The 22,498-nt window shown below is 69.9% G+C and carries 8 protein-coding genes; all 8 read left to right on the forward strand.

The window, feature by feature from the left end:
* Window positions 1-49 precede the first annotated feature (49 nt).
* A complete protein-coding gene (locus tag KY661_RS32605; RefSeq protein ID WP_225413921.1) occupies window positions 50-3,622 on the forward strand; it encodes a tetratricopeptide repeat protein in 3,573 nt (1,190 codons plus the stop codon).
* Window positions 3,622-5,046: an adventurous gliding motility TPR repeat lipoprotein GltE gene (gene gltE, locus KY661_RS32610; RefSeq protein WP_398577279.1), complete on the forward strand. Its 1,425-nt coding sequence runs from the start codon at window positions 3,622-3,624 to the stop codon at window positions 5,044-5,046. The genes KY661_RS32605 and gltE overlap by 1 nt, the downstream gene beginning before the upstream one ends.
* A 125-nt stretch (window positions 5,047-5,171) precedes the next feature.
* Complete coding sequence (gene cglF / locus KY661_RS32615; protein WP_225413923.1) at window positions 5,172-5,438, forward strand: adventurous gliding motility protein CglF; 267 nt, start codon at window positions 5,172-5,174, stop codon at window positions 5,436-5,438.
* A gap of 69 nt (window positions 5,439-5,507) precedes the next feature.
* A complete protein-coding gene (gene gltG, locus KY661_RS32620; protein ID WP_225413924.1) occupies window positions 5,508-7,424 on the forward strand; it encodes an adventurous gliding motility protein GltG in 1,917 nt (638 codons plus the stop codon).
* Window positions 7,425-7,526: 102 nt separating this feature from the next.
* The gene (gene cglE / locus KY661_RS32625) at window positions 7,527-8,162 is read left to right on the forward strand and encodes an adventurous gliding motility protein CglE (protein ID WP_075011277.1); all 636 of its coding nucleotides are present in this window, start codon (window positions 7,527-7,529) and stop codon (window positions 8,160-8,162) included.
* 25 nt (window positions 8,163-8,187) lie between these two features.
* Window positions 8,188-8,385, forward strand: a complete 198-nt coding sequence (locus KY661_RS37440) for a hypothetical protein (protein WP_263437554.1) — start codon at window positions 8,188-8,190, stop codon at window positions 8,383-8,385.
* Window positions 8,386-8,387: 2 nt separating this feature from the next.
* Window positions 8,388-10,067 carry a DEAD/DEAH box helicase gene (locus KY661_RS32630; protein WP_317987320.1) on the forward strand — a complete coding sequence of 560 codons (1,680 nt, stop codon included), beginning with the start codon at window positions 8,388-8,390 and terminating at the stop codon, window positions 10,065-10,067.
* Window positions 10,068-10,183: 116 nt separating this feature from the next.
* The gene (locus tag KY661_RS32635) at window positions 10,184-22,453 is read left to right on the forward strand and encodes a tetratricopeptide repeat protein (RefSeq protein ID WP_225413926.1); all 12,270 of its coding nucleotides are present in this window, start codon (window positions 10,184-10,186) and stop codon (window positions 22,451-22,453) included.
* Window positions 22,454-22,498 lie beyond the last annotated feature (45 nt).

The following is a 22,498-nucleotide window of genomic DNA, read 5'->3' on the forward strand; positions in this document are numbered from 1 at the left end:
TGCCCGCCAAGCAGGCGTCCAGGGGCGAACGTTTCGAGATAGGAGAGACATGGGCCGCACGCTCCTCGTCTGCCTCGTGCTCCTGGCATCGGTTGCAAATGCTCAGGGGAAGAAGACGCCTCGTGAAGCCGACCTCGGCAAGAAGTCGGCCACCACGGTGGATAAATCGCTCGCAGGCGACATCACCCGGAAGAAGGAAGAGGAGAAGGCCGCTCCGGCCCTCCAATACGATCAGTTCCGCCTGGGCGTGGAGACGCAGGTTGCCTCCAAGCGCCGCGAGCAGATCGAGTCCCTGAAGAAGATCATCGCCCTGTCGGCGGATCAGGCCGAGGCCCCCAGCCTCCTGTTCCGCCTGGGCGAGCTCTACTGGGAAGAGTCGAAGCACTTCGAGTTCGAGGCGAACCGGAAGGACGACGATCTCATCCAGGCCATGAACCGCAACGATGCGGCGGGCCAGCAGCGTGCCAAGGCGGAGAAGGCGGAACTGCTCGCCCGCGCCAAGGAGTACGGCAAGCACGCGATGGAGCAGTACACGAAGATCGTCCAGGAGTACCCCACCTTCGAGCGCAGCGACGAGGTGCTCTTCTTCCTGGGCAACTTCCTGATGGAGGACGGCCAGGACCGCAAGGCGCTGGTGGCCTACAAGCGCCTGGTGGAGAAGTTCCCCCAGTCCAAGTTCCTGCCGGACGTGTACCTGGCCTTCGGCGAGTACTACTTCAACGGCTCCAAGGGGAAGCGCACCGAGCTGGAGAAGGCCCTGGAGGCCTACCGGCGCGCCGCGGAGTTCACCGAGAGCCAAGCCTACGCCTTCGCCATCTACAAGCAGGGCTGGTGCTACTTCAACATGGGCGAGTACGCCAAGGCGAAGGACAAGTTCAAGACGGTGGTGCTCTACGGCGAGCTGGCCGGCGCGAGCGCCATCGAGAAGGACGGCGGCAAGAGCGGCAAGAACACGCTCGTGCGCGAGGCCCGCACGGACTACGTGCGCACCTACGCGCGCGATGGCGACGTGATGCAGGCCCGCGACGACTTCAGCAAGGTGGCCACCAAGCCGGATGACCGCTACGCGATGATGCGCCAGCTCGCGAACCTCTATTACGGCGATGGCAAGGACCGCGAGGCGGCCATCACCTACAACGCCCTCATCAAGGAGAAGCCGCTGTCGCCCGAGTCGCCGGGCTTCCAGGCGAAGATCGTCGACTGCGTGCTGCGCATGGGCAACAAGGACCGCACCGTGGCCCAGGTGCGCCGCCTGGTGAAGATCACCAAGGAAGTGGAGGCCTCCGGCATCATCAAGGAGGACAAGGACAAGCGGCTGCTGGCCGACGCGAACGAGCTGGCCGAGCGCACCCTGTCGAACCTCGCCGTCACCTGGCACAACGAGGCCAAGAAGACGCGCGACGAGGAGACGTTCCGCTACGCGGACTCCATCTACGGCGACTACCTCACGCTCTTCCCGGAGAACCCCAAGGCGTACGACATGCGGTTCTTCTGGGCGGAGTTGCTCAACGATCACCTGCACAACTACGAGAAGGCCTCGCTCAACTACACGCTCGTCGTCCTCCAGGACGCCAAGCTGCTGGAGGCCAAGGACGACAAGGGCAACCCCAAGCCCGGCAAGCCCGGCAAGTGGCTGAACAACGCCGCCTACAACGCGGTGCTCGCCTACGACGAGGTCGTCAAGGCCGCCGAGCAGAAGGGCACGCTCAAGGATCCGGCCACCGGGGACAGCAAGAAGAAGATCGAGATCCCCGAGCCGCGCAAGGGCCTGCTCGAGGCGTGTGAGCGCTACCTCAAGTACGTGGTCAAGGCCGAGAAGCGGGTGGAGATCAACTTCAAGGCCGCCAACATCTACTACCGCTACAACCACTTCGACGAGGCGGTGGCCCGCTTCAGCGACATTGCGCTCAACCAGCCGGACTACAAGTTCGACACCGGCGAGCGCGCCGGCGAGGTGGCCGCCAACCTGGTGCTCGACTCGTACAACCTGCAGAAGGACTACGCGAAGGTGAACGAGTGGGCGCGGAAGTTCTACGCCAACGACAAGCTGGCGGTGGGCAAGTTCCGCGAGGACCTCTCCAAGCTCATCGAGCAGTCCTCGTTCGCGCTGGTGGCCCAGCTCGAGGAGAAGAAGCAGTTCTCCAAGGCGGCCGAGGCCTACCTGGCCTTCGTGAAGGACTTCCCCGAGACGACCATCGCGGATCAGGCGCTCTACAACGCCTCGGTGGACTTCTTCAAAGCGAAGATGCTCGACCGGGCCATCGAGGTCCGCCAGAACCTCATCTCCCGGTACCCGCGCTCGCGCTTCGTGCCGGACTCCATCTACGCGAACGCCGAGGCGCTGGAGGCCATCGGGGACTTCTCGCAGTCCGCCGACACGTACGAGCTGTACGTGAAGGGCTACGAGCGCAGCCTGGCCGAGAAGGGCGCGGGCAAGGCCCGGCCGGCCAAGGGCGCCAAGAAGGGCGCCGCGGACGACAAGCCGGCCGCTCCCCAGAAGTGGGAGGAGAGCAAGGCGCAGATCGCCCTGTTCAACGCCGCCACCTACCGCGAGGGTCTGGGCCAGTACAAGCAGGCGCTGCGCAACCGCGAGCGCTACCTGGAGACGTGGCCCAAGGCGAAGGACGCCGAGCAGATCTACCTGTCCATCGTGTCCCTGCACGGCAAGAACGGCGCCTACGGCAAGGCGATGAAGATGCTGGAGGACTACGAGAAGGACAACCTGCGCTCGCCCAGCAAGGTGCTGACGGCCGAGGGCCTCATCGTCGACATCTTCGAGAACAAGCTGAAGCGGGCCAAGGACACCAAGCGCCTCTACGACCGCATCTTCGAGTACTACGACAAGCTGCCCAACCGCATGCAGAAGAGCCTGGAGAAGACGGCACTGTCGCCCGTGGCGCGCGCTCAGTTCCTGAGCGTCGAGCCGGACTGGCGGGAGTACCTGCGCCTGAAGTTCTCCTGGGGCCGGCCCGCCAGCCCCGAGCGCTTCAAGGCCTCCATCGCCGACAAGGGCCGCGCGCTGGACGTGGTGCAGAAGAAGTACGTGCAGACGGTGTCCTTCGGCGCCCCCGAGTCCGCCATCTGCGCGCTGCACCGCATCGGCCTCGCCTACCACGAGTTCGCCGACAAGATTAACAACGCGCCCATGCCCCCGGGCATCGACGCGGAGACCGAGCAGGCGCTGCGCGACGAGTTCTCCAACCAGGCCACGCCGCTGCGCGACAAGGCCACCGAGGCGTTCGCCACCGCGGTGGCCAAGAGCCAGGAGCTGGACTTCTTCAACGACTGCTCGCGCGAGAGCCTGAAGATGCTGCGCACCACGTACCGTCCGGATCAGTACCCGGAGGTGCACGAGGAGCGCGTGTCCCTGAAGAAGGGCTCGGAGCTGGCCCTCGGGGGCGATGTGCTGGTGGCCATTCAGGACGTCCCGCCGCCCGTGGTGGAGGACGAGCCTGCCCAGCAGGCGCGCACCGAGGAGCTTCGCGAGGACCTGGCCGACCTCACCAAGAAGCTGCGTGAGCAGACGGCGACCGACGTCAGTGCCCGGCCGGCCGGGGCCCAGGACGGCTCCGCGCCCAAGAACGCGTCCGCGGACGACGAAGAGCCTGAGGACTTCCTGTAATGATGAACCCTACCCGTTGCCTCCGTACGTCGCTGTGGATGGCCGCCGTGGTGCTGCTCGCCACGGGCTGCGCCTCTTCCTCGGCCACGGGCCCCACGGGCCCGAAGAACCTCACCCCGCAGCCGCAGGCCAACAACGAGCCTGTGTCCATCTCGAACCGCGCCAAGCTCCTCTTCGAGGACGCGGTGAAGGCGTTCGACGCGCAGAAGAAGTCCAAGGCGTTCGACTACCCGTCGCTGGAGCGCAAGTTCAAGGCCGCCCTGGAGGCGGACGCGAACGTGGCCGAGGCGGACTACAACCTGGGCGTCGTCGCCGAGCGGCAGGGCAAGAAGGATGAGGCGAAGGCCTGGTACCAGTCCGCGCTGAAGAAGAAGCCGTCGCTGCGCCAGGCCTCCGAGAACATGGCCGTCCTGCTCCAGAACGACGGAGACATCGGCGGCGCGGTGGCCCTGTACCAGGATGTGCTCAAGCGCTACCCGGACGATGCCCAGAGCCGGGCCCGCCTGGCGGAGATCTACCGTCAGACGGGGGACCACGACCGGGCCATGGAGTTCTCCCGGGCGGCGCTCATGCGCGAGCCCCAGTCCACCACGGCGCTCAAGGTGATGATGCGCAGCTACCTCGATCGCAAGCAGCTGGCGATGGCGAAGCTGGTGGCCCTGCGCGCCCTGAAGCTCGACGAGAACGACCCGGAGCTGCACCACACCATCGGCCTCATCCTCGAGCAGGAGGGGGATGCGGACAGTGCGCGGCTCCAGTTCAAGCGCGCCCTGGAGACCCGCGCGGACTACGTGCCCTCGCACATCGTCCTGGCGCAGCTGGCGCTCGAGGCCGAGGACTACCCCGGCGCCGAGGAGCACCTGCGCCGCATCCTCCAGGCGGGGGCCAAGAGCGCCGCCGCGCACCTCAACCTGGGCATCGCCTACAAGGGCCAGGGCCAGTACGACAAGGCCATGCAGGAGTATGACGCGGCCGAGAAGCTGGACCCGAAGCTGGCCGCCATCTACCTCAACCGCGCCATCATCCTGCACCGCGCCAAGGACGCCCCCGAGCGCGCCGTGGAGCTCTACAAGAAGTACATCGGCATGGCCGGGGGCGACGTGGCCCTCAACGCCGAGGCGCCCGTCTTCAACCTGCTGCGCGAGGCGGAGCTGGTCATCCAGGCCAAGAACGAGGCCAAGTCCGCCGAGGCCCAGGCCAAGCAGATGGAGGCGCTCCAGGCCGAGCAGCAGAAGCTGATGCAGGCCGAGGAGGCCAAGCAGAAGCCGGCCGGTGGGGCGGCGGTCAATGCCGCGGGCAACGCGCAGGCTCCCCAGGCGGCCCCTGCCGCAGGGGCCGGGGCGGCCGATCCGGGCGCAGGGACGCCTGAGCCGAAAAATCCAGCTCAGGCGGATTCCGACGAGCCTGAAGACGACTTCATGTAGGGCGGTCAGCGCTTGGCGGGGCCCGGAAGGACCGAAGGGCCTCGCCAGGTGATCCGCACTTGGATTCCTGAAATAGTGGAAGAATCGGTGGACGTATTCGGGCCAACCGGCCCGTGGAGGCAGTAATGCGGAAGCTCGTGATGGCGTGCGTGATGCTCTCGATGGCTCCGGCCTTTGCCCAAGATGAGGGCGGTGCCGCGCAGGGTGGTGAGGGCAATGTGCGCTACAACAAGGCGACCAACATCGACTTCGAGGACGACACCATCGAGGGTGACCTCACGAAGCCGGACGGTGAGTACGTGGAGGCGCGCAAGAAGGTGAAGCACTCCAACCTCATCCGCATCCGCGAGGATTTTCAGGACAAGGTGATGCAGTCGGTGGGAGAGCTGTAATTCCGCGCCGTACGGGAACCTTCTACCGCACGCGGTGTCGAACACTGCGGACAGTCAACCGGAGCCTTCATGGCCGTTCCTCTGACGCTCAAAGTTTTTAAGAACGAAACCCTGGTCTCGTCGAAGGACTTCGACCGGGACATCATCAAGATCGGCCGCCTGTCCTCGGCGCACCTGTGCCTGGAGGACGAGAAGGTCAGCCGCATCCACTCCGTCATCGAGGCGGCGGCGGACGGCTCGTTGTCCATCATCGACATGGGCAGCGTCGAGGGCACCTACGTCAACGGCAAGCGCGTCAACAAGGGGCGCATTGCCTTCGGCGACGAGATCCGCGTGGGTGGCACCACCATCCGCCTGGAGAACCCGGCGGCCATGGCCGCGGTGAACCTGGCGGCCGCGGTGTCCGGCACGGAGTCTGCGGCGGCGGTGGCCGCGGCGCCCGCGCCGATCGCCGAGGCCCCGCTGGCCTCGTCCCTGGCCCAGGCGGCCGCGGCGCCCGTGGTGGCCGAGCCCGCGCCGGCGATGGACGCCTCGTTCCTGGCGACGCAGAAGCAGGAGACGGTGCAGGCGCAGGTGGCCGAGCCGGAGGCCCCCGTCGAGCGCGTGCGCACCGTGCGCCGGAGCAAGTCGAACGGTCCGCTCGGGGCGTCCCTGCGCTTCATGTGGGGCGATCAGCGGGTGGGCGAGTTTCTCCTGGCCCCCGGCAAGAAGCAGTCCTTCACGGTGGGCAGCGCCGCGGGCGTGAACTTCGTCATGGGGGACTCCAAGCTGGAGAATCCCCGCATGGAGGTGATGCGCACGGACGGGCAGTCCTTCACGCTGCTCTTCACGGGGAAGATGAAGGGTGAGCTGGTCCGCAAGGGCGAGACGTTGGATCTCAAGGGCGTCATCGAGTCCGGCAAGGCCTCCAACGACGGCGGCGTGTACGGGCTGACGCTGGAGTCCGAGGACTTCTGCTGGGTGGACCTGGGCGGCGTCACGCTGGAGGTGTGCTTCCAGCCGGTGCCCAAGAAGGTCCACGTGCCGTTCGCCGACTCGGTGGACTACCGCACGCTGAACATCTTCCTGCTGACGTTCTTCGCCGGGACGATGTTCGTCATCAGCGCGGCCAACCGGAGCGGGGACGGCGAGGCGTTCGCCGACGAGCTGGCGGGCAACAACGCGCGCCTGGCCAAGCTCATCATCAAGCCTCCCGAGAACCAGAAGAACAAGTTCCTCGAGAAGCTCAACCAGCAGAAGGCCGAGAAGGAAAAGAAGAAGAGCGGAGAGCTGGCCGCCAAGCAGAAAAAAGACGAAGGCCAGATGGGCAAGAAGGACGAGGTCAAGACGAACAACCGCACCGCCACCAAGGACAAGACCGCGCAGGCCAAGGCCCTGACGCAGAAGATCTTCGGCGGCAAGGGTGGCGCGGCCGCCATCTTCGGCAGCGCGGGCCTGGGCGGTGACCTCAAGAACGCCATGGGCAACATGTTCGGTGCCAAGGCGGGCGCCTCGGGCGGGTTCGGCGGCCTGGGCATCCGCGGCAGCGGTGGCGGCGGCGGCGGCACGGGTGACACCGTCGGCATCGGCGGCATCGGCACCAAGGGCCGTGGCGGCGGTACCTCCAGCTATGGCTCCGGTGTAGGTGTGCTCGGCGGCAAGCAGAGCGTGGACGTGGGCATCACCTCGTCGGAGCCCCTGGTCATGGGCTCGCTGGACAAGGAACTCATCCGCCAGGTGATTCAGCGCAACCGCAGCCAGATCCGGTTCTGCTACGAGAGCCAGCTCACCAAGTACCCGAAGCTGGGCGGCAAGGTGGCGGTGAAGTTCGTCATCAACGCCGAGGGCCGGGTGGTCTCCTCCGACGTGGCCCAGTCCACCGCGGGCAACGCGGAGCTGGAGAGCTGCGTGGCGGGCCGCGTGCGCACCTGGCAGTTCCCCAAGCCCAAGGGCGGCGGGGTGGTGATCGTCACCTATCCGTTCATCTTCAAGCAGTCCGGCGACTAACGCGGGACGCAAGGCTGTGCGCGCGGGCGGTCCCGGGATCGGGGCCGCCCGCGTCGCTTTTTCGGCGCGCAACGCCGCCAACGCGATAACGTCACGATCCGCATGAAAGCTCTCGCCCCCTTCGTCCTCTTCTCCGCGCTGGCTGCGCCCACGCTCGCAGGTGCCCAGCAGTCCACCTCGGACACCAACTCGGTGCAGGACCGGCCGGCCGCGACGTTCAATGAGATCGAGCGCGGCTTCTACTTCTCCGTGCAAGGAGGGCCGTCCTTCCTGGTGAACCCGCCGGCGGAGGAGGGCGAGCGGCCCTTCTCGTCGGGGCAGATGGCTCAGGTGGAGGTGGGCGTCGACATCGGCGAGCGCCTGTCGCTGGGCATCTTCCTGATGGGGGCGGCCAACCGCGCGGGCTCCGACTACACCGGTAACTCCGGCGGGGCGGCCTCCGGTGACTTCTCCTACCTGGTGCCGGGCGCGGTGGCGCGGATGCACCTGGTGGGCTTCGAGGACAACCAGGACGTGAAGCGGACCTGGATTTACGCCCGCGGCGGCGTGGGCTACACAATGTTTTCGCCCAAGTTGCTCCTGCCGGACTCCGACATTCTGGTGTTCGCGGGACCTGGAGTGGAGTACTACACGCGTTTGCGCCACTTCTCGGTGGGCCTCGAGGTAACGGCCAGCTATCTGGTCTCCTCGGGATCGTTCGGGTTCGCGGTGTCGCCGAACCTTCGCTACGCGTTCTAGCGGGAGAGACACGTGCCTCAGGAGAATGGAAGCGGTGGACCGCGCGGTGGTGGACCGCGTGGTGGTGGGCCTGGACAAGGTCCTCGTCGGGACGGGCCCGGAGGTTTCGGGGGCCGTGACGGCGGAGGCCGGGGCCGTGGGGATGGACCGGGCCGTGGCCGTGGCCGGGACCGGGAAGAGCCTGGTTTTGGAGGGCCGGGGCAGCGGGTCATCTCGGAGCTGAGCGTGCTGGAGAAGGCGCTCTCCAAGGGGGACCTGGCGGCGCAGAAGAGCTCGCTCGAGGCCATTGTCCGTGCGCTGCGTCCCATGCGCGTCAAGTCGTTGGAGGACCTGGACCTCAACACGAGGGGCCGCCTCATCACAACGATGCTGCGCGTGCAGCGTCAGCCGAAGCCGCCCGCGCCCGAGGCCGAGCCTGCTGCCGAGGCACCGGCCAGCGAGGGGGCCGCCCCCGCCGAGGCCGCGCCTGCCGCCGAGGCACCCGCGGCTTCCGCGCCTTCCGAGGCAGCTCCTGCCGCTGAAGGGGAAGGCGCGGCTCCTGCCGCTGCCGCCGAGGGCGCGGCTCCTGCCGCCGAGGGCGCTCCGGCGGCCCCGGCGGGGGATCCCGTTCGCGAGAAGCACACGGCCTACCTGAACGTCATGTTCCTGGTGGGACAGGTGTGGCGCGCCGCGGGTGACCGCGAGCGGGCCGAGGTGGCGTTTGGGGTGAGCGGCCGTCAGCCCGGCCCGGAGCAGGAGGAGGCTCCTGCCCGTCCGGAGGGCGAGCGCCGCGAGCGTCCCGAGCGTGGCGAGCGCCGGGACCGTCCCGAGCGGGGTGAGCGTGGCGAGCGCCGGGACCGTCCGGAGCGTGGCGAGCGCCCGGCCCGGCCCGAGAGGGCGGCCCGTCCGGAGCGCGGCGAGCGGCCCGAGCGAGGCGAGCGCGGCGAGCGCCGTCCGATGCCCGAGCTGACGGGAGACTGGTCCGAGCAGGCCAAGCAGCTCGAGACCCTGGGCCGTACCCGCGACGCGGCCCGGCTGCACGAGCGCAACAATTCCTTCGTGGAGGCCACGCGCCTCTTCGAGGCGGGGGGCGATCTCAAGAGCGCCCTGCGCGCGGCGCTTCAGGGCAAGGATCAGGAGACGTCACGCCGTCTCGTGTCCGGCCTGCCCGCGGACCAGATCGCGCCCACGCTGGAGAAGGCGGGGGCGTACGAGCTGCTGATGGAGCACTACGTCGCCAAGAGCGACTTCGAGAACGTGGCCCGTCTGTACGAGCGGGCGCGTCAGTTCGACCAGGCGGCGCTTGCGTACGAGCGGGCCAACAAGCTGACCCAGGCCCGCAAGGCCTACGAGCGGGCCCGGGATCTTCCCGGGGCCAACCGCGTCCGGGCGCTTGAGGTGAAGTCGCTCGTGGAGCGTGGGGACCGGCTGGGCGCGGCGACCCTCCTGGCCGCGGCGGGACAGCGCCGGGAGGCCGTGGAGATCCTCAGCCCGCTGCCGCCCCCCAAGGCGTTCCACTTCATGCAGCGGCTCAAGCTGGATGAAGAGGCCAAGACGCTCGCGCAGCGCGAGCTGGCCCGTGCCGAGGAGGAGAAGAAGCCCGCCGGGCGTGCCCGCTGGCTGGAACTGCTGGGGGAGACCGCCGCTGCGGCCGAAACCTGGGAGCAGGCAGGCCGCAAGGAGAAGGCGCTTCCGCTGTACGAGCAGCTGGGCAACCTGGGCCGTGCCGCTCAACTCGCCGAGGAGCTGCAGCAGCGCGCCAAGGCCATCGAGCTCTACACCCGCCTCAACGATGCCGCGGGGGTCGAGCGCGCCAACGCCCTGCCCGAGGCTCCGCCTCCATCTGTTGCCTCGGCGTCCAAGGACTCCGACTCCGGGGACGGCCCGGCGCCTGACTCCTCGCCCGGAGAGCAAGAAAGTCAATAAATCTCGCCGTTTGGCGAATTTTGCTCAATTGATCGGAGGCGCTTGCGGTCGCTAGAGTTGCGGCCTCTGGCGCCTCCGTGCGTTGTGCCCCTTTTCCCACGAGGCCCCGCCTTTCAATGGAACAGACCTCCTTCTCGCGACTCTCCACGCGTGCGACCGATGACCGGTCCTTCATCGAAACCGAGGCCGCGCTGGAGAAGGCAGGTCGCGTCGAAGAGCTCATCCGGCTCTACGAAGGCCGCGGCAAGGAGGTGCCCGCCCCGGACGCCGCGCGTCTGCTGACGCGTGCCGCGGACCTCGTGCTGGAGCGGCTTCGCAACCCTGCCCGCGCCGAGGAACTGCTGCGCCGCGCGCTGCTCATGGCGCAGGAGCCGCTGCCGGTGCTGCGGGGGCTGAAGGCGCTCTACGAGGCGAAGCAGGACGTGGCCTCGCTCGCGGAGGTGCTGGAGCGGCTGGGGGCCCTGACCTTCGGGCCCGAGGGCGCCGCCTTCTATGTGAAGGCCGCGGACCTTTACGAGACCAAGCTCTACCGGCGGGACCGTGCGGTGGCGTGCCTGCAGCAGGCCGTGAAGGCCGCGCCGGACCGGGCCACCTTCCGGCGCATGCGCCAGTTGCTGGTGTCCGAGGACCGCTTCCAGGCGGCCTTCGAGGCGCTGGAGAGCGAGCGGGAGGCGCTCGGGGGGGAGGGCATGGCCGACGAGTACGCGGCCTTCGCCGAGCGGCTGGTGGATGACCCCACCGAGCATGAGCTGGCCGGACGCACGCTGGAAGTGGCTCGCGGGATGGAGCCCCAGAACGCCCGGGTGGACAAGACGCAGAAGGCGCTGCAGCGCTTCGAGCAGACGTGGCGCGACCGCGTCCGCGTGCTGCGCGGGATGTCGCTGGAGGAGCGGGACCGCAAGAGCGCGGCGAGGCTGTCGCTGCTCGTGGCGAAGCTCTTCGCCTGGTACGACCCGGCGTCGGGCGGCAAGGTGAAGGAGGCGCTGGACCGGAGCTTCCTGCTGTGGCCCGGGATGCCCGAGGCCCTCAACCTCATCGAGCGGATGGCGGAGCGGGCGGGCGATTTCGCGCCGGCCGTGGCCCAGTTCGAGGCGATGGCCGGGGAGGCCAAGGACCGGACGGCCCAGGTGGACCTGTGGCTCCGGGTGGGCACCTGCCGCCTGAAGCGGCTCAATGACTCCGCTGGAGCGCTCGCGGCCTTCGAGAAGGCCACGGCGGCGGACCCCTCGCGGGCGGATGCCGCGAACGTGGCCGCCGAAGCGCTGCTGGAGCAGGGGAAGGCGGCCGAAGCGGCCGCGGTCCTCGAGCGCCATGTGGGCAGCGTGAAGGAGCGCACGGCCCAGTCCGCCCTGCGGTTGCGGCTGGCGGACCTGTGCCTTGACCAGGTGAAGGACGCCGATGCGGCGCGGGCCCACCTGGACGCCGCCCTCAAGGCGGACCCCTCGAACGCCCTGGCGGCGTTCCAGCTCGCCAAGCTGCTCGTGGAGGACGAGAGGCTGGACGAGGCGGAGCCCCTGCTGGAGCTGGCCATGCTCGCGCCGCGGCCGCTCTCGGAGCGCGTCGCCTTCTGCGAGGCCCTCGCCCTGATGTTCGAGGAGCGCGAGGACTCGCGCCGGGCCTTCGAGGTCCTGGCGCGGGCGCTGGTGCTGGAGCCCGCGAAGCCCCTGCTGCTCGAGACGGTGGTGGAGCACGCGGAGACGGCCCAGGCCCAGGCGCCGCTGGCCAAGGCCCTGAAGCGGGCCGCCATGGTGGCCCCGGACTCGCACGCGCTCGCCATCTGGCGGCAGCTGGCGCAGCTGCTCCAGGGGTTCCTCGCGGATCCCGTGGGCGCCGAGGCCGCGTGGCAGGAAGTGCTGGCGCGCGCGCCGGGCGACTCGATGGCCCAGGAGGCCGTGAAGGAGCTCAAGGCCGCCGCGGCGCTCGCGGATGATCCGCGCACGCGCCTGGAAGGGGAGATCGTCAAGAAGGAAACCGCGGGCACCTCGCCCGAGGAGCTGGAGCCCCTGGCGCGGCAGCTCGTCGCGCTGGCTCCGGATGAGCCCGCCCCGCTGGTGCGTCTCCAGGCGCTGTGCGTGTCGCTCTCCAAGTTCGAGGAGGCCGCGGCCCTGGCGGCCCGGTTGGCGACGCTGGCCGAGACCCAGGTGGAGCGCAGCGACTGGACGGCGCGCCAGGCCAAGCTGTACGCGGAGCGGCTGAACCGGCCGCAGGACGCGGCGCAGCTCTTCCTGAAGCTGCTGTCGGAGAACGTGTCCACGGGCCTGGTGGTCGGCGGCCTCGACCGGCTGGCGGCGGCGGGCGTCCGCACGGCGGAGATCACCGAGGCGCTGGCCGGCCACTACGGCCGCACGGGAGACCACCAGCGCCAGGTGGCGGCGATCCAGCAGCAGCTCGACGTCACGACCGAGCCCGCGGCGCGTCACCGTCTGGTGGGCCTGCTGGCGGACATCTACGAGAAGCAGCTCGCCGACAGCCGGGCGGCCTTCGACTGCCGCGTCCGCGCGCTGCGCGAGGACCCGAAGGATGACGCGAGCCGTGCCGAGGCGCTGCGCCTGTCGCGGGATCTCTCCGCCCAGGCGGAGCTCGTGCGCGTGCTGAAGACGCTCGCGGTGCAGTCCGAGGAGCTGGCGGTGGCCGTGCAGCTCTTCTCGGACGCGGCGGCGCTGGCCGAGGAGGCGGGTGCGCATGAGGACGCCACCGATGCGCTGCAGTCGGCGCTGGGCCGGTCTCCGGACTCCCCGGAGCTGCTCCAGAAGCTGCTGCGCGCGTACTGGCGAGCCGGCCGGGTGGGCGATGCCGAGGCCCTGCTGCGCAAGCGCATCCAGGGGGCCAAGGGCGCCGAGCGCCTGAAGCTGCTGCTCCAGCTGGTGGAGCTCAACACCCAGACCAACCGGCCCCTGGAGGCGGCTGAAGCGCTCCAGTCCGCGCTGTCCCATGGCGCGGAGGAGGGCAAGCACCTGCCCCGGCTCGCCGAGCTGTACGAGAAGGCGAACCGTCTCCGGGAGCTGAACGAGACGCTGGCCCGCATGGTGGCCCTGGCGGAGACCGCCGGCGACACGGACAAGGTGGCGCGCCTGAAGCTCAAGCGCGCTCAGCTCCTCCAGGATTCGCCGGGAGGAGACCAGGCGGAGGCCGTGCGCAGCTTCGCGGACATCCTCCGTCAGCGTCCGTCCGACCCGGACGCGCTGGCCGCGCTGGAGGGCATGCTGGCCTCGGGTGCCGCGCGGGAGGACGCCGCGCGGGCGCTGCTGCCGGCCTACGAGCTCACGAAGGACCACCGCAAGCTGGTGGCGGCCCTGGACGTGCTCGCCGAGGTGGCGCGGGACGATGTCGCGCGGGCCCATGCCCTTCGCCAGGCCGCGCAGGTTCACCTGACGCACCTGCGCCAGCCCGAGCTGGCCTTCGCCTCGCTGGCGCGGGCCCTGCGCATGATGCCGGCGGACGCCGCCCTGCGCGTGACGGCTCGTCAGGCTGCGGAAGACGCGGACTCGCTGGACAGCTACGCCGAGATCCTCCAGGAGCTGACGGAGGAGGGGAGCATGGGGGCCGCGCGGGCATCGCTGCTGCGTGAGCTGGCCGACGTGCAGGAGAAGAAGCTCGACAACAAGGCGGGGGCCGTCGAGGCCCTGCGGGCCTTGCTGGTGCTGGAGCCCTCCAACATCGACTGCCTCAAGTCCCTCCAGCGGCTCCACCGGGCCGGTGAGCAGTGGGCTGAGCTGGCGGAAGTCCTCGAGCGGCTGGCCTCGGTGGCCACGGAGCCCGCGGAGCAGGTGGCCTACCTGCGCGAGGCGGCGCTGCTGCACGAGACGAAGCTGACGAACAAGCAGCGCGCGGCCGCCGCCTGGCGCACGCTGGCGGAGCGCGACCCGCTCCAGAGGGAGGCCGCCGTTGCGCTGGACCGGCTCTACACGGACCTGGCGCAGGCCAAGGAGCTGGCCTGGGCGCTGTCGCTGCGGCGCAACCAGGAGGGCCAGAGCCCGCAGGGGCGCGAGGTCTCCTTCCGCCTCGCGGAGCTGCTGCGCACCGAGCTGAATGATTCCAACGCCGCGCTCAAGCTCTACGAGCGCATCCTGACCGAGGACTCGGGCCACCCGGGCGCGCTCGCCGCGCTGGAGACGTGGGTGAAGGCGGCGTTGCCGACGAGTGGGACCGCGCTGGAGGTGCTGGATCCGGTCCTCCAGAAGGTGGGCGATCACGCCCGCCGCGTGGCCCTGCGCGAGGCGCGCATGGAGGCCGCGCTCACCGTCGAGAAGGTCATCCTGGCAGGGGAGATCCGCCGCATCTACGAGCAGGAGATGCAGCAGCCGTCGCTGGCCTTCATGGCCGCGGTGAAGGCCTTCGCGGCGGGAATCGACCGGGACGGCATGCGCCCCGAGCTGGAGCGCTTGGCGCGCGAGACGGGCTCGCACGAGGTGCTGGCGGAGATCTACGAGAACACCATCGCGGACCTTCCCTCGGGGGACCCGGCCGCGCTGCAGCTGATCCGCCGGGCGGCGGAGCTCCGCGAGCAGCTCAACCAGCCCGAGGATGCGACGCGCCTGTGGAAGAGCCTGCTGGAGGAGGCTCAGCAGGACAAGCAGGCCCTCGATGCCCTGTCGCGCCTGTACGAGAAGGGCCAGAACGCGAAGAACCTCTCCGAGGTGTACGCGACCCAGGCCCGCATCGCGACGGATCCGGAGACGCGGCTCGGCCTGTTGCTGAAGACCGGCGAGGCGTGTGCGAACGCGGGCGAGGATGCGAAGGCCATCGAGGCCTACCGCTCGGCGCTGGCCATCCGCAAGGTGCCCGAGGGGCTCCTGGCCCTGGAGCAGCTGTTCGCCAAGGGGCGGCGCGTCCAGGAGCAGGCGGATGTGCTGGCCCAGCTGGCGGAGCAGGCCCCGGACCCCGAGTCCCGGCGCGGTTTCGTCGTCCGCCGGGCGCAGCTCCTGGAGAAGGAGGGGAGCCCCTCCGAGGCGCTCCTGGCCTACCGTGGGCTGCTGGAGATGGTGCCGGGAGATCCGCAGGCCATCGCGGGCCTGGAGCGCCTGTTCGCCCAGGAGGCGCAGCGCCTGGAGGCGGCCCGGTTGCTGGAGGCCTTCTACCGGGGCATCAACGACACCCGGAAGCTGGTGGAGGTGCTGGAGGTGCTCCAGGGCTCGGCGGCGCCCGAGCAGCGGCTGGAGCGCATCCAGGAGATCGCCGTCCTGCGCGAGGGGCTGGGGCAGACCTCGCTGGCCTTCGCCGCGCGGCTGCGCGCCTTCAACGAGAACCCGCAGGAGGCCAGCGTTCGCGATGAGCTGGAGCGGCTCGCGGCGGACTCCGGCTCCTTCGAGGAAGTCGCGGCCGCCTACGAGGACCAGCTCGACCGCGACGTTCAGGAGCCCCTGGCGGGGGACCTGTGGAAGCGGCTCGCGGCGCTCTATGACGGGCGCTTGAAGCGGTACGATCTGGCCGTTCGCGCCCTCGAGGAGGTCAGCCGCAGGGATCCCAAGGACCGGCAGGTGCTGGAAGCCATCGCGCGCGTGCATCGCCGCACGGGCGCGCACCGGGAGCTGGCGCTGGTGATGCGCCGGCAGGTGGCAGCCGACCCCAACCCGAGCTCGCAGGTGAACCTGCTCTTCGAGCTGGGCCATCTGGCGGAGGAGACGCTGTCGGACAAGGCGCTCGCCTCGCAGGCCTACCGCGAGGTGCTGGAGCGCAGGCCCGACAACGCCAACGCGCTCAAGCTGCTCGGCAAGGTGCTCGCGGAGATGGAGCGCTGGCCGGAGCTGGCGCAGCACATCGAGCGGGAGATCCAGATCGCCGACGAGCGCAACGCCCTGGAGGAGGCCTCGGAGCTGCGCGTGCGCCTGGGCCGGCTGAAGCTCTCCCGGCTGGAGGATCCGCGCGGGGCGCTGGAGCTCTACCAGTCGGTGCTGGCGCGCCGGGCGGGCCATGCCGGAGCGGTGGGCGCGCTGGAGGAGATGGCGCGCTCGGACAGCCCGCTGCGAGGCGCGGCGGCGAGCGCCCTGGAGCCGGTGTTCGCCGGGGTGGGCGACCACCTCAAGCAGGTGCAGATGTTGGAGGCCCGGGCCTCCGTGGAGCCGGTGCCTCAGGAGCGCGCGGCGCTGCTGCGGCGCATCGCGGAGACGTACGCCGGGCCCATGGAGAACGCGGAGCTGGCGTTCGTGTACTCCGTGAGGGCGCTCCAGGACTTGCCGGATGAGCCCCGCTCGCTGGAGCTGTGCCTGTCGCTGGTGGATGCCGCGTCGACGCACGAAGAGCTGGCGGACATGCTCTCCAACATCGCGCCCAAGGCGGGGGATGCGGCGCGAGCGGAGCTGTACCGGGCCCTGGCGCAGCTCCAGGCCCGCATGGGCGAGGACGCCGAAGCGCTCGCCGCGTGGCGCAAGGTGCTGGAGGTGCGCCCCACGGACGTGGAGGCCCTGGAGAGCGTGGGCCGTCTGCTCACCTCGGAGGGCAAGCCCGCGGAGCTGCTGGAAGTGCTCCGCCGCCAGTTGGCGATGGCCGAGGACCCCCTCCGCCGGGCCGCGGTGCTGTTCCAGATCGGCGTGCTCCAGGAGGACCAGCTCAAGGACAACCTGGGCGCGCTGGCCACCTTCCGGCGCTTGCTGGAGATCAAGCCCGACGATGCGGGGGCGCTGGCCCGCATGGAGGGCCTCTGCCAGAAGCAGGAGCGGTGGCCGGAGCTGGCGGATGTGCTGGCCAAGCGCATCGCGCTGATGCCCGCGGAGGAGGCGCTGGAGCTGAAGTTCCGGTTGGGCTCCGTGCGCGAGGCGAAGCTGCTCGACAAGCCTGGGGCGCTGACGCTCTACGGAGAGGTGCTCTCGTTGCAGCCCAACCACGCCGGAGCGGTGGCGCGGATGGAGGCGTGGGTGGCCCGCGAGCCCCAGAACCTGCTCGCGGTGGAGACGTTGCTGCGGGCCTTCCGGGCCAGCGGTGACATCCTCCGGCTGGCGCAGGTCATCGAGACGCGCGTGGGCGTGTCCACGGACGCGTTCGAGAAGAAGGCGCTGCTCGGAGAGCTGGCCACGCTGCGGGAGACGCAGGGCGAGGCGGAGCTGGCCTTCCTGGCGCTCTTCCGGGCCTTCAAGGAAGACCCCAACGACGGCGAGCTGCGCCGCCGGCTGGAGAACGCCACCGACGCGGCGCAGTCGTACGACGAGCTGGTGGTGGCCTACGAGGAGGCGCTGCCGCGCGTGGCCGAGGCGGCCGACACGGCGGAGATCTGCCTCAAGCTGGGCCAGATGCTGGAGACGCGGCTGCGGGAGCCAGAGCGCGCCATCATCTATTACGAGCGGGCGCGTGGCCTGCACCTGGCCGTGCAGGACCGGGCGCTGGTGGCGCTGGACCGGCTCTACGTGGAGCTGGAGGCGTGGCCGGAGCTGGGCGGCGTGCTGGAGGCGCTCGCCACGGGCGCCACGGTGGTGGCCGACAAGGTGGGCTTCCTGTTCCGCCTGGGCCAGTTGTGCCAGGAGCGCCTGGACAGCCCGGACCGGGCGGCCTCGGCCTATGAGCAGATCCTCACGCTGGATGCCGGTCACCTGGCCTCGGCGCGCCTGCTCGAGGGGCTGTACGAGGCGGCGGGCGCCTCGGACAAGCTGTACGCCATCCTCAAGCACCAGTCTGACCGCGTCACCGGCCAGGAGCGGGAGCGGGTGCTCTCGAAGATGGCCCAGGTGTCCGCCGAGGGGCTGAACGACCTGGGACGCTCCATCGAGCTGTACCGGGAGCTGCTGTCGAAGAACCCGCGCAACGAGCAGGCGTTCGCGGCGCTGGAGTCGTTGCTGGAGCGCGCGGAGCGTCCGGAGGAGCTGCGCACGTTGCTGGCGGACCGGCTGGCGCAGACGCTGGATCCGCGCGAGATGGTGCGCCTCAACGAGCGGCTGGGCCGGGTGGTGTACCGGCTGCTGAAGCAGCCCGAGGCGGCGGTGCCGTACTTCAAGGCGGCGCTGGACCGGGACGCGCGCCACCGGGGCGTGCTGGACACCCTGCGCGAGCTGTACGAGGAGACGGGCCCGCGCGAGGAGCTGGTCAGCGTGCTGCGGCGGCTCGTGCCGCTGCAGGAGTCGTCCGAGGGCGTGAAGGCGCTGCGCCTGCGCCTGGCCGAGGTGCTCGCGGAGGAGGGACGCCGCGAGGAGGCGCTGGACGCAGCCCGCCGGGCGCTGGAGGTCGAGCCGCACACGGTGCCGGACCTGGACCGGGTGCACGCGCTCTTCGTCTCGCTGCGCGCCTACAATGACGCGGTGCGCGCCCTGGAGCTGAAGGTGCAGGTGCACCTGGCGGCCGAGGAGCGCGAGCAGGCGGTGCTCACGTACTTCGCGGTGGCGGACCTGTGGGAGGGTGCCGGCTCCAAGCCGGAGCAGTCCGCGAGCGCGCTGGAGAAGGTGCTGGAGCTGGATCCGGCCAACCGGACGGCCTTCGAGCGCGTGTCCACGCTGTACCGGGGCCACAACGACTGGCGTGCCTACGCCGGGGTGGTGGACCGGTACATGCCCCACCTCGTCACGGACGAGGAGAAGCTCACCTGGCTGCGCGAGCTGGCGCGGGTGCAGGAGGAGCGGCTCGGCCAGAAGGACGTGGCGTTCCTGGCGCTCTGCCGGGCGCTGCAGATCGACGTCGCCGACGACACCCTCCGCGAGGAGGTGGAGCGGCTGGCGGACGAGACGGGCTCCCACGAGGAGCTGGCCGCGGTGTACGAGGAAGTGGCGGACGCACTGCCCCGGGGCCGGCTCGCCGAGCGGCTCTACGCCACGCTGGCGCGTGTTCACGACACGCGGCTGGATGACGCGCCGGCGGCCGAAGGGGCGTTCCGCAAGATTCTCGAGTTCGACCCGACCAACGCCACGGCCCTGGACGGGCTGGCGGCGATGTTCCAGCGCCGCGGCCGGGACCGCGAGTACGTGGTGTCCCTGGAGCAGAAGCTGGAGGCCGCGGGTTCGATCGAGGCGCGCAAGGGCATCCTCAAGGAGATCGCCCACGTCTACGACACGCGCATCGGCGATCCGCAGGAGGCGGCCTCCGCGCTGCTCCGGGCGCTGGAGCTCGAGCCGGACGTGGAGACGCTGGGCGTGCTCACGGCGCTCTACCGCCGGCAGAACGCCCACGCGGACGTGGCCTCCTCGCTGATGCGCACGCGCGACCTGGTGGCGACGGTCGAGGAGCGGGCGCGCATCCAGGTCGAGGTGGCGGGCGTCTACGAGCGGGACATCGGGGACGAAGAGGCCGCGGTGGGGGCCTACCGGCAGGCGCTGGAGTTCGATCCGAACAACAGCGAGGCGCTGGAGTCCCTGGAGCGGCTGCACACGAAGCTCGACCAGCCGGCGGAGCTGCTGGGGGTATACGAGCGGATGCTGGAGCTGAGCACGGACTACCGCGAGCGCGTCCGTGTGCTCTTCCGCAGCGCGGGCATCTGGGAGGACAAGTACCAGAACCCGGCCAACGCGGATGCCTGCATCGAGGCCATCCTGGCCATCGACCAGCAGAACCTCCAGGCCATCAAGACGCTCATCCGGCTGCGGCGCGCGCAGGCGCGCTGGGAGGAGCTCATCGAGGCCTACGGGCGCCAGCTCGCGCTGGTGACGAGCCCCCAGGAGCAGGCGGAGCTGTACGTGGAGATCGGCAACGTCTACTACCAGCAACTCAGGCTGGTGGACCGGGCGGCGGACACCTTCCACTACGCGCTCAACGCGGATGCCAGCTGCAGGCCTGCGCTCCACGCGCTGGGCAACCTCTACGAGCGCAGCGGCAACTGGCCCTTCGCCCTGGAGATGCTGCAGCGCGAGGCCCAGATTGCCGGCCAGACGCAGGACGCGGTGGAGCTGCTGCACCGCACGGGCAAGATCAACGAAGACATGCTCATGGACACGGGCAGCGCGAAGACCTGCTACCAGCAGGCGCTCGCGATCGATCCGGGCCACCTGGCCAGCATCCGCGCCCTGAAGGGCATCCAGGAGCAGGAGAAGGACTGGGGCGGCTACGAGCAGACGCTGCTGCAGGAGGCGCAGCAGACGGAGGACCCTCAGGCCAAGGCCAAGGCGCTGCTGGACGTCGCGAAGTACCACGCGGAGACGCGCGAGGACGGCGAGACGGCCACGCACTACTACGAGCAGGTCCTCAAGCACGTCCACGACAGCCTGGAGGCCGCACGCCCCCTGGCGGACGTCTACGTCGCGCGGGAGGACTGGACGGCCGGCGAGCGGATGCTCGACATCGTCACGCGCAAGATGGCGGAGAAGGCCATCGCCGAGAAGGACGGGGCGCTCACCCTCGAGCTGTCCCGGCAGCTCTACCGGCTGGGCTACGTGGCGGAGAAGCTGGGCAAGCGGGAGAAGGCCCTCGACGCCTACGAGAAGTCGTACGGCCTGGATGCCCGGTACCTGGCCACGCTGGAGAGCTACGGCCACCTGCTCGTGCAGGCCAAGCGGTATGACGACGCGCTCAAGGTCCTCCAGGCCATCCTCGTGCACCACCGCGAGAGCCTGACGGACCTGGAAGTCGTCGAGGTCTACTGGCAGCTCGGCGACGTGCTGGCCGCGCTGGGCCACTCGGACCGTGCGCAGAACCACTTCGAGAAGGCGCTGGCCATCGATCCGGGCCACGAGCCGTCTCTGCGGGCCCTGGTGGCGCTGATGGACAAGGCAGGCCGCCACGAGAAGGCGGCCGAGCTGCGCCAGCAGCTGGTCAGCGTGGTGGACGGGGAGGCCAAGGCGCGCGTGTACCTGGAGCTGGGGCAGATCGCCCGGGACAAGCTCAAGGACCCGTACATGGCCATCGACGCCTTCACGGGGGCCCTCAAGGTCCAGCCGGACGCGCTGGAGGTGATGGACTCGCTCTACGTGCTCTTGCGCGAGACGCGCCAGGGCCAGAAGGCCGCGGACGTGCTGGCGCGGATGCTGGCGCTGCCCGCGCTGAACGCCGAGCCGCACAAGGCCAAGCGGGTGTGGTTCGCGCTCGGAGAGATCCGCCGCGACGAGCTGCGCGATGTGGAAGGGGCCACGGAGGCGTTCAACCGCGCGCTCGATGTGGATCCGCGCTTCGTCGAGGCCTTCAGCGCGCTGGAGGCGATGCTCGGCGGCGCGAGCCAGTGGAAGGCCCTGGAGGACAACTACGCGCGGATGCTCTCGCGCATCCCGAAGACGCCAGACACCCACACGGCGCGCATGGCGCTGTGGCGGGCGCTGGGAGACCTCTACCTCCAGGTGCTGAAGAACACGGAAGGGGCGGTGGCCGCCTACGGCGTGGTGGCCAAGGGGCTCCCGGACGACGCGGCGGTGCAGGAGACCTTCGCGGACGTGGCCTCCCAGACGCCGGGCAAGGAGCAGGAGGCGCTCGCGGCCCTCCGCCGTGCCCTGCCGAACACGAAGGACCCCCGCAAGGTGGCGAGCCAGATCGTCCGCCTGTCCGCGCTGCGCAAGGAGTACGACGAGGCGTGGTTGGCCGCCCAGGTGGTCGCCGGGCTCATCGGAGAGCCTGGGGACGACGAGAAGGAGATCCTCACCAAGCTGGGGCCCTACGCGAAGCGCAAGGAAGTGGCGCAGCGCCCGCTGACGGACCGGCTCTGGCAGGCGCACCTGTTCCACCCCAAGGTGCGCGGGCCGCTCTCGGAGTTCCTGGGCATCCTCTTCGAGCAGGTGGGACACCATTACGCGGTGGCCTTCCCGCAGTACCAGCTCGTGCCGAAGAAGCACCGCATCGACGTGGGCAGCGCGCAGGAGTACCACGTCCACCACTACCGCTATGTGGCGCGGCTGCTGGGCATGGAGTCGGTGGAGCTCTACTCGCCGTTCCTGGTGGCCACCCGCGAGCGCATGACCCGCCGCTCCAATGATCCGGTCCCCGAGCCGCTCATCAACGTGGAGCTGCTGCAAACGCACCCGGCCAGCGTCCGGGTGGGCGGCAAGTTCTTCGCGGAGCAGGGGCAGAAGGAGGTGTATTACCTGTTGGGCCGGGCTCTCGCCCTGGCCCGGCCGGAGCTCGCCTTCAGCCAGCGCCTGGCGCCCGAGCGCATCGAGGCTCTGCTGCAAGCGGCGCTCAGCATGGTGGGGCAGATCCGTCCGACCGCGGATCCCCGGTACTTCGACGAGGCCCGGCGGATGCTGGAGAAGAGCCTCAGCGAGCCGGCCCGGGCCGCTTTGACCAAGGTGGCCCGCACCTACCTGCCAGCCGCTACCCCTGGGGACATGCGCGCCTGGTTGGAAGGGGCCGAGCTCACCGCGGCCCGGGCGGGCCTGTTCGCCGCGGGCGAGATGGAGCCGGTCGAGCGGATGATGCTGGGCGAGACGGGCTCGGCCTTCCGGGTGCCCACGAGTACCAAGCTGCGGGAACTCATGGTATTCGCAACTTCCGAGGACCTACATGATCTGCGTGTTGCCGTGGGCACACACGTGGAAGTGCAGGTGAGAAAGTAGCTGGGAGAACTCCAAAGGGGTTCAACCGTTGAACGGTGACCGGGC

Source organism: Allostigmatella hybrida (genome assembly GCF_020103775.1).
In the GTDB taxonomy this organism is placed as follows: domain Bacteria; phylum Myxococcota; class Myxococcia; order Myxococcales; family Myxococcaceae; genus Hyalangium; species Hyalangium aurantiaca.

Bases quoted from the DNA above. Each gene is read 5' to 3' on its own strand.
- cglF (WP_225413923.1), top strand. From the start codon at position 5,172: ATGCGGAAGCTCGTGATGGCGTGCGTGATGCTCTCGATGGCTCCGGCC.
- KY661_RS37440 (WP_263437554.1), top strand. From the start codon at position 8,188: ATGGAAGCGGTGGACCGCGCGGTGGTGGACCGCGTGGTGGTGGGCCTG.
- KY661_RS32605 (WP_225413921.1), top strand. From the start codon at position 50: ATGGGCCGCACGCTCCTCGTCTGCCTCGTGCTCCTGGCATCGGTTGCA.
- cglE (WP_075011277.1), top strand. From the start codon at position 7,527: ATGAAAGCTCTCGCCCCCTTCGTCCTCTTCTCCGCGCTGGCTGCGCCC.
- gltG (WP_225413924.1), top strand. From the start codon at position 5,508: ATGGCCGTTCCTCTGACGCTCAAAGTTTTTAAGAACGAAACCCTGGTC.
- KY661_RS32635 (WP_225413926.1), top strand. From the start codon at position 10,184: ATGGAACAGACCTCCTTCTCGCGACTCTCCACGCGTGCGACCGATGAC.
- gltE (WP_398577279.1), top strand. From the start codon at position 3,622: ATGATGAACCCTACCCGTTGCCTCCGTACGTCGCTGTGGATGGCCGCC.